At 39.7% G+C, this 9,197-nt stretch carries 8 protein-coding genes; 3 read left to right on the top strand and 5 right to left on the bottom strand.

Annotated elements, in window-relative coordinates:
* Positions 1 to 388: 388 nt before the first annotated feature.
* From QZ562_RS17100 to QZ562_RS17085, 4 genes are all read right to left on the bottom strand, one after another.
* Positions 389 to 1,516, bottom strand: a complete 1,128-nt coding sequence (locus tag QZ562_RS17100; protein WP_293762825.1) for a hypothetical protein — start codon at positions 1,514 to 1,516, stop codon at positions 389 to 391.
* A 135-nt stretch (positions 1,517 to 1,651) separates the two neighbouring features.
* Positions 1,652 to 2,104, bottom strand: a complete 453-nt coding sequence (locus QZ562_RS17095) for an NfeD family protein (protein WP_293762823.1) — start codon at positions 2,102 to 2,104, stop codon at positions 1,652 to 1,654.
* 3 nt (positions 2,105 to 2,107) lie between these two features.
* On the bottom strand, positions 2,108 to 3,043 hold the full coding sequence (locus tag QZ562_RS17090) for a slipin family protein (RefSeq protein ID WP_293762821.1): 936 nt from the start codon (positions 3,041 to 3,043) through the stop codon (positions 2,108 to 2,110).
* Positions 3,044 to 3,278: 235 nt separating this feature from the next.
* Complete coding sequence (locus QZ562_RS17085) at positions 3,279 to 4,328, bottom strand: AraC family transcriptional regulator (protein ID WP_293762818.1); 1,050 nt, start codon at positions 4,326 to 4,328, stop codon at positions 3,279 to 3,281.
* A gap of 161 nt (positions 4,329 to 4,489) precedes the next feature.
* Between QZ562_RS17085 and QZ562_RS17080 the strand changes: the two genes are divergently transcribed.
* From QZ562_RS17080 to QZ562_RS17070, 3 genes are all read left to right on the top strand, one after another.
* Positions 4,490 to 5,644 carry an acyl-CoA dehydrogenase family protein gene (locus QZ562_RS17080; protein WP_293762816.1) on the top strand — a complete coding sequence of 385 codons (1,155 nt, stop codon included), beginning with the start codon at positions 4,490 to 4,492 and terminating at the stop codon, positions 5,642 to 5,644.
* Positions 5,645 to 5,983: 339 nt separating this feature from the next.
* Positions 5,984 to 6,259: a hypothetical protein gene (locus tag QZ562_RS17075; protein WP_293762814.1), complete on the top strand. Its 276-nt coding sequence runs from the start codon at positions 5,984 to 5,986 to the stop codon at positions 6,257 to 6,259.
* Positions 6,189 to 6,653 (top strand): nitronate monooxygenase, encoded by a 465-nt coding sequence (locus tag QZ562_RS17070; protein WP_293762829.1) that lies wholly within the window; start codon positions 6,189 to 6,191, stop codon positions 6,651 to 6,653. The genes QZ562_RS17075 and QZ562_RS17070 overlap by 71 nt, the downstream gene beginning before the upstream one ends.
* A gap of 132 nt (positions 6,654 to 6,785) precedes the next feature.
* On the opposite strand, the gene QZ562_RS17065 is transcribed toward QZ562_RS17070, so the two are convergent.
* On the bottom strand, positions 6,786 to 9,113 hold the full coding sequence (locus tag QZ562_RS17065) for a DUF5916 domain-containing protein (protein WP_293762811.1): 2,328 nt from the start codon (positions 9,111 to 9,113) through the stop codon (positions 6,786 to 6,788).
* Positions 9,114 to 9,197: the final 84 nt, after the last annotated feature.

The following is a 9,197-nucleotide window of genomic DNA, read 5'->3' as shown; positions in this document are numbered from 1 at the left end:
TATAGCAACACAACTAAATTTTAATATTAATATTAAAATTAATACAAGAACTGCAACAAACGTTCCAAAAAAAAAATACATTTAATATTCAATCGCTTAAGGTATATAGTATTTTCTTAAATATTAAAAATGTAAAAATATCCGACACATTTACTAAAAAAATGGTGTTATCTGGTCAGTTTTTTTTTCGCATTCAGGAGAAAGTTTAAGGTGAACAATGACGGCAGAGATAACGGTTAAAAGATCAAGGTATAGAGCAGTGCAGGGAGCAGTTTATGGAGAAACTAGATTACCGCCCTATGAAAAACAACTCACAGTTCACCCACTATTCACCCACAATAAACAAATTAGCCCGAAACAGATAAATATGGGTTCCGATTACAGTAAGCTAACGTTTTATTGGCTGGGCGATGTAATCGTGTATCGTTTTGAGTGATGGCAGAATAAAAGACTCTTGATAGAAAAGCCGGTTGAGCCTGCCAAGTAAATTAACTGAGCGACTGGGGTCATGAGATTTACGCCTATGCATGCTGGCAACTTGTAAGAACTCCCAAGGTTTTAAATTCCACTGCAACACTTGTTCTGCAGGTATGTGTTGGCCTTGGATACAGCTAAGAATACGCTCCGTTTTACTTTCACTTGTAGCAATTGACACCTTGTCATAAATATCATTAACCGCTACTCCCACGGCTTCAATAGCATGGTTAATAGCAGACCAGATATGATCGTGATCAAAATCAGCACTTTTTGGGGCGTAATAACCCATCACTTCCCATTCAAGTTCAGCGTTACTCACTGCTATTGAACTGCCAACCACAGGAGAATAAGACAAATCTGGCATAGCACCAATGTTGTACGCGTCAACCGACAAGCCTATAATAATAGCGATATCACCCATGTTTTTCTTATCAACATATATAGCTTCAAATGCGGCGCGTTTAACCCCCATCCAACCATATACAACAGGCTCCAAACTAGCGAAATCACGCACGTCATCAGGTAAATCCTCACCATACTTATCAATAAATAACGGCGTGGGATCAAGTTGAACATGCTCATCAGGCACCCACACTTCGTATTCCTGTCTGTTGTCACCTTTACCACGACTTTTAATCCCAAAAGATAGGTTGCGCGGCCGGCAGATACTGCGATCTTCGTCTACTTTGTGAAAAAACTCCGAACGAAAACGTTTTATAAAGGGGGCGTCTTGACCCGCAATTGCGGCTGTGGGATAGCGAAACCCAATATCACTGTTATTAACAATATAAAAACCGGGAATGTCGCGCTGCAAAATATGCTTTACCCCCATAAAAGAGTGGTAGTCATGCACTATCACACTTCTCTCTGGCTCAATGGTCAGCCTGCGGCCATCAGCAGTAATAAATTTAGGAGTTTTGTGATATGCATAATCGTTAAGGCCAAGGCTCTGTGCGAAAGAATGCCTGGCCATCGCCAGCTCGCTAAAAAGCGTATCGTGGTTTCGGATATGTTTAAATAGCGGTCTTTGCTTGTGCATAAGTATTCTGATGCTTTTATGGGATGGTATGCGCTATTAATATTTATATTAGTTTACACAAAAATTTACAAGCAATGAATCCACCAACAATAAAAAGGTCCGGATTTACCCGACTTTTTTATTGTTGACCAAGGACTAAATAGCTTTAATGTGGAATTTTCCAACATCAACTTGTATGACTTCCACGCGGGTACCAGCAACCAAATTATCTGTGGTTATTAGTTTCCAATTGATACCTGAGTAGTGATATTTGGGCGTCAGTTTTGGAGTCACATCTTCAACTAAAATAAAACGATGACCTACCAAGTCACTTTTAACTTTGCTTGTGTCGACGTTAGTTTGCATACTTTTTAAAGGCTTCCATAACAAAAAAGCTGACAGAGCGGTTAATATGCCGGTACTAAACATTGCCGCTAACATCGTGTCTGGAATGATACCCACATATAATAATCCTGAAGTCGCCACAGCTGCACAACCCACAAAAAACAGTACAAAACTTGAAAAGCCTAGTACAACGATTTCTATCGCTAATAAAACAATACCAAGAATGAGCAAACTTTCTGTTAAATTATTGAGTACCCAGCCCATACATTATCCCTTATTTAACTGATTAATAATGGTCATTGCTTGTGCAACTACGCTGGCTGGCTCTGTACTACTGTCGGGCAATAACACTACCGATGACTCTTTGGCAATCGCTTGTTTTGCTTCAATTGCTTTAGTAGCTAAGTCCAACTGGATAGCTTTTTGCCCCTCTTCTGTAGCAGCCGCTGCACCCACTTGACGCAATGCTTCTGCTTGAGCACTAGCAACGGCAACTATGGCCTTAGCTTCACCTTCTGCGCGCAATACTTGTTCTTCTTTATCTGCCTCAGCAGCTAAAACTACTGATGCTTTTTCACCTTCGGCACGATTAATCGCTGCTTGCCTGTCGCCTTCTGATTCTAAGATTTGTGCCCGCTTTACCCGTTCAGCTTTCATCTGAGCTTCCATCGCTTCCATCACAGATTGTGGCGGCACAATATCTTTGATTTCATAACGAAGCACCTGAATACCCCAAGGACCCGCGGCATCATTGATTGCTGAAACTATACTAGTGTTTAACAAGTCCCTTTCTTCAAAGGTCTTATCCAACTCCATTTTACCTAACTCAGACCGCATGGTGGTTTGTGCAAGTTGTGTTACAGCAAATAAGTAATCATCTACACCGTATGTCGCTTTGTAAGGGTCGACCACACGAAAATACAAGACACCATCAACACCTAATGAAATATTGTCTTTGGTAATAGCGCTTTGTTGAGGCACATCGACCGCTTGTTCTTTAAGTGAACGATTAGCAGAGATTCGGTCTACAAAGGGCAAGATAAAATTAAGACCAGCTTCTTTGTTTGATTGGAATTTACCGAATCGTTCAATCACAAAAACACGGTTTTGTGGGACAAACTTAATTGACGTTTTCAGTAGAACCACCACAAACACCAAGATAAGGGTTTGCGCGGAAAAAATGTAATCGAGTAATACTTCCATAACTGACTTCCTTATTCGACACGGCTAGACTTGCCGTAGTTTATATATGTGGTCAATCCGTGACTTTTTCAAGTTATTCGTCAAGCACTATTACTGGAGACCTCGATAGCTTAATTTCACAAAAGAACAGAGAATTCCAGTAAACATTCAGCCATCTTTTTTGTACTCAGATCATTATTTTATTTACTGATTTTTATCTCAAGTAACTGAGATGACTCAACGACCAATCTTTGGATCACCAAGACGTTTGTGAATGATAATTACGATAAGTATTAGGAGATACACCCGTCCAATGTTTAAAAGCACGAGAAAACGTGGCTAGTTCAGTAAAACCTACCGCTAAACCTATTTCAGCTATGGTCAAGTCGGCCTGTTCAAAAAGATGAATAGCCTTGTCACGTCGAGTATTGTCTTTTAATTGCTGAAAACGATTGCCTTCGATGATTAATTTTCGGCGCAAGGTTCTTGATGTCATATTTAACTTTGTGGCCACGTTATCAAAATTAGATCCTTTACCCGACAAAGAGCTCTCTAAAATCCTTATCACCTGAGCACTGCAAGTATCGTTATAAGATTGTTTTTTAAACCATTGTAATGGGATCTGATTAGCGTATTTCACCCATTCTTGTGGAGTTTGTACCACAGGTAGGTCTAAATATTTGGCGTCAAACACCAGCATATTGTCTGTGCTTTGATAGATACAAGGGCAAGGAAACATCAATCTGTATTCCTCGTGGTGAGTCGGTTTTCCATGTTTCACATGAATTTGGCTTAGTGGGATGACTCTACCCACTAGCCAACTTGGAAAGCGATGACAAATTAACAACAATAATTCAGTCAACACACTATTCGATGAAGTTCTGTCACTGCTTGACTTAAAGTTAGCATTCACACTTACACATACTTGTGTACTTCGCCTCTCAACCTTAATTTGTAATTGGTCGCCTGTTAGGTTGTAAAAGACCACACTATAAGCCAATGCTTCTGTAAGGGTTTTACACCTAATTAAGCGTTCAGCCAATAAATTAAACATGCCTACTTTTACTTTTTGCTGAGTAAACCCCAATAATTCATCACCACTTATTCGCCAACAACTTTTTACAATACTGGATAACTGAGTAGCCAATATTCTTGATTTAGGATGCTTTAACTGCGCGTGAGTAAGACCTGCTAGAGCCAAAATTTGTTGTTCGTTTCCTCCCAAACAAACCCCGTTATGCAAATGTGCACCTGCGAAGTAACTGGCAATTGTGTGACGATTGGTAAGCTTATGTTCTGCTGGCATTTATGTCCGCTTTTATCAACTAAGTTGACTTTATAGGCTATTAACAGGCTAGCTTACAATATCTATGTCCGTATATGTTAAATTAATGACTGTATTCATCATTGCTTATGAACACTCATATGTTGATAATATTTATATACAGTTAATTTCAAGGGTCACCCATGTCCGCAACACAAGATAACAACAGCGAAGAAATACAGATGTTTCGCGATATGGTATTGCGCTTTTTAGAGCAAGAGGTTCTACCCCATTACAATACATGGGAAAAAAACCATAAAATGCCTCGAGAAATGTGGAATACCTTGGGTAGCGCGGGCATGTTGCTAGTCGACTTTCCAGAAAAGTACGGCGCTGCAGATGCCAGTTTTGAAGTGTGCCAAATGATACAAGAGGAAATGTGTCGTTTGGGATTTCATGGTTTAGCTACTGGTTATAACATTCATGCCAATATTGTGGCACCTTATGTATTAAATATTGGTACCAAAGAGCAACACGATCGTTGGTTGCCCGGCATGGTATCAGGAGAAGTGCTAACCGCATTAGCTATGACCGAACCAGGTGCCGGTAGTGATGTAGCTGGGATGCGCACCAGTGCAATAAAAGAAGGTGATGAATATGTACTAAACGGTTCAAAAACCTTTATCACTAATGGCAATGACGCCGATATGATTATTGTATGTGCCAAAACTGATATTCATGTTGGCTCAAAAGGTATCTCGTTGTTTTTAGTTGATACTAGCCTTCCTGGTTTTTCCACTGGCAAACCTATTGAAAAAATGGGTCAGCATTGTAGTGATACAGCCGAATTATTTTTTGAAAATATGCGGATACCAAGTAACGCGCTATTAGGCGAAGAGGGCAAGGGATTTGTTTATCTGATGCAAGAACTGCCTCGCGAACGACTAGGTTGTGCCGTACAAGCCATCGGTCATGCCCAAGGTGCACTAGATCTAACCTGCGATTATGTAAAGGATCGCAAAGCATTTGGCCAAACTGTGTCACAGTTTCAAAATACCCGATTTAAACTAGCGCAATGTCAAACAGAACTAGAGTTATGTCGTGCACTTTTAGAAAAACATATGGCTAAGTATAAAACGGGTGAAATGACAGTCACAGATGCCGCTATGTTAAAACTAGCTGCTACAGAAATGCAGCTCACTATGGTAAATGAGTGTCTACAACTGTTTGGTGGTTATGGTTACACAGATGAATATCCTATTTCCCGTTTTTATCGCGATGCACGTATTCAAACTATATATGCAGGCAGTTCAGAAATTATGAAAGAAGTGATCGCTCGCGGCATTTTAGGTCGATAAAAATACAAGTGAGCAAGGTTCCACCCAAATCACCATTGGAAACATTATGACTATTCCTGTTCAATTTAAGCATCGTTTGCGTTTACCTCTTATCGCTTCACCGATGTTTTTTGCTAGTGGTATCGAACTCGTTATGGAAAGCCGGAACAGTAGGTACCTTTCCCGCGCTTAACCAACGTACTAGCGAAGGTTTTGAGTCCTGGTTAATTGAGATCCAAACAGGTTTATCTAACTGGTAAAAACAAAGTGGTAAACAAGCTGTACCTTTTGATGCGAATTGATGCGAATTTTGATGCGAATTGATGCGAATTGATGCGAATTTTGATGCGAAATTTTGGAATGAATTTAATTTTGCATAAAAGTAACCCACGTTGGCAAGCCGATCTGGACATCTGTGTTAAACACAAAGTGCCTTTAGTCATCACTTCTTTAGGTGCAGTAGCAGGGTTAGTAGATGCTATTCATAGTTACGGCGGTATAGTTTTTCATGATGTGGTTAACGCCACCATGTTAAAAAGCCGCCGCTGCAGGGGTCAATGGCTTAATCGCTGTTTGCAATGGGGCTGGAGGACACGCAGGTTCCACCAACCCATTTGCAATGATCGCCGAGATTAGGCAGTTTTTTGATAAAACGGTCATTTTAGCAGGCAATTTATCTCATGGTAAAGATGTGGCTACAGCCGAAATAACGGGTGCTGATATGGCCTACATGGGAACACGATTTTTAGCTACCGTAGAAGCTAATATTGCTGACGACTATCAGGATATGATGATTAACAGTAGTGCCAGTGACATTTTATACACACCCAAAATATCAGGTGTGAATGCCAGTTTTATGCGTCAAAGTGTAGTGGATATAGGTATTGACCCAACAGATTTAACTCCTAAATCTAAAGTAGATTTTGGTGACGAATTAGAGCTTGGAAACCAAAATTTGAGTGAAAAAAAGGCATGGCAAGATATTTGGTCTACATTTTGCCAGCCTAGGAGATGCCAAAAGAGGTTATAAATTCAAAAAAGAGACTTGGTATTTTTTTCAAAATCACTTACCGGTGCGCACATTTTTTGTCTTTGATAGGGGTGAAATCAAAAACAATCACTAATAATATTCATTCGTCGATATGGTTCGTTGTTTTATATATCAATTTAGCCAAGCGTAACTAAATTTCATAAACACTGAACGTTCGTTTTTAGTCAATGATGTCAGCACATCATCTTGGTAAGCTGAGTCTGAATAACCTACAAAGAATTTGGTTAAGGGGTTTAGTTTGTAGGAATACAAGATTTGAGTACCTAAACCTTTGCTACTGGCATCGACGTCAAAAGTATAATTTTGTGGATTACGTTCAATATCAGAATAAACCAAGATAAGACGCAAAAACTGGCGCTGATTAAACTGATATGTGGCACGAAAATCAGACAATTTTGCAGTGAACAATTGCTGATTATCTACATCAAGATCCTGAAACGTATGGCGCAGTTTAAACTGCAAACTTTTACCTATACTCCAGTTTATTGTTGGCCGCACAAACCATTGTTTACCCAGGCGATTATTGTCGTAATCAATATGATCTCCATAACGCGCAAAAGTGCTTATGTACCACGATCGGCTTGGGCGCATTTCAAAATAAAAACTGCTCTGCTGTTCGGTGAACAAGGTGCTATTGTTAGTAATACTGAGCTGACTTGGGTCATCTCGAAGACCCACTTTATCCCGTTTTAGAAAGTTTATCTTAAAATAAGACTGCAGTTGTCCATTCATACTTAAAGACACTTCTGCTTCTTTTTCGATCAGTTCGCTATTATCGTTATGGCTGATATCCCAGTCACCGGATAACCTGATTTTATTCCACCAAGTGTTTTCGCTGAACCAGTTATAGCCCCCTCTTACGGCAGACTTTTGGCTGTCAGCCAATGAGCCAAAACCTAAATCTGTACGAATACCCGAGCTACGACTATTTTGATGCATAGAAACATTCCAATTACGCTCCTCATGGTCATAACTGATACGATAAGCACTTCCACTAAAAGCCTCAGGCTTTTTCAAGCGTAAGGCTGTTTCTGAATAGTTGTCATCTTGATCGCAATCATCGTCACAAAATTCTTTGTATAAATCTAATGGATATTGAGTATCAGAACGTAATAATTGTGCACGAAAAGTATCGTTATCTGTAAGTTGGTATTTGGCATCAATAGCGTTGACATAATTGTAATAACCTTCTGCATCGCGCAGCGTGCTTGTCCAACCAACCGACAACTGCTCGGATAAATCATAACGATAACGTAAAGCTAGATTGAGCGATTCCTGCTCAAAGCTAGCAATGCTAGAACCCAAGTTACCAGGTACTAAAAAAGTGGTGGACTCATCATTAGCAACAAAAAAACCAAAGGTGTGTTGATCAATTCGCCCAGTCACGTTAGCGCCATAATCAGGCGCCGCAACATTACGGGTGTACACCAGATTATAATTACTTGAAAAGTAATCTGAGTTTTCTAAAAAAAACGTGCGTTTTTCATCAAAAAAAAGCGCAAAGGTGTCGTTGATACTTAACTGAGCCACATCAGCTTCTACTTGTGAAAAGTCTGGATTAAGCGTAGCTTGTAAGGATATCTCTGGCGTAATTCCCCACTTCACATCTAAACTTATTGCTTGATTATCTGAGTCATTCCACTCTTCACTTTCTTCTAACTCACGGCTCTGACCTTTACCCAAAACTAAGGTAGGTACTAATGCCAGATTTTTTCCTTGTTTGGCTTGTTTAAAACCTCCGATAGAACCCATCTGACACAAACTGCATGAGTTGTTTCGATCGAGTGGCATATTTGAAATACGTAAACGATCCGCTCTTGGGTAATAACGAACTAGTTCCGCTCCCCAGATCTTATTTTCGTTACCCTCTTTAAAATTTAAAATACGCAGCGGAATAGCCATTTCGACCTGATAACCACCAGCAACAATTTTACCTGCCGACTGCCAAATACCATCCCAACTGTCACTTTCTCTGCCAGTCATTTCATTTTGTATTGCATCAGCTTGAATACCAAGAGGATTAACAAAAAACTGATAAGCCAAACGGCTGTCGTTAAAAGTATCCAGCTTAATCCCGACTAAGTCATCGCTCCATATGCCATCTCGGTCTCGATAAAAAGCACTGAGGTTCTCTACTTTGGGATCTTGTGCAATAAATGCGACGTACAAAGTGTCCCCATTTTCAAACATTTTGACTTGAGTGGTGACTGGTGGATGAGTATTTTCAAAAGGACGAGTCACATAATTAAGTTCAAGTTGTTTTGCTTGTTGCCAATAGATATCATCAAGCACCCCATCAACCTTAATTTCTCCAGCTATGTTGGGAATATCTAATATGGTAAATTCATTTGAAAAATCAGTTTTAGATATGTTTTGTTGTGCAAAAGTGGGACCTATGTTGGCCAAAAAAAGTAGTAAACATATAAAAAGTCGAGGCATGTCTAACGGTTCCGATTAACAAAACATTTACCCAATACAGATTTTTGGATAATTTGTAAAAGGGTAAACTAAATATGCTACAAA

It is taken from the genome of uncultured Paraglaciecola sp. (assembly GCF_913058035.1).
In the GTDB taxonomy this organism is placed as follows: domain Bacteria; phylum Pseudomonadota; class Gammaproteobacteria; order Enterobacterales; family Alteromonadaceae; genus Paraglaciecola.
Note: the sequence above shows the minus strand (reverse complement) of the source record. Positions and strands in the feature narration are given on the sequence as shown.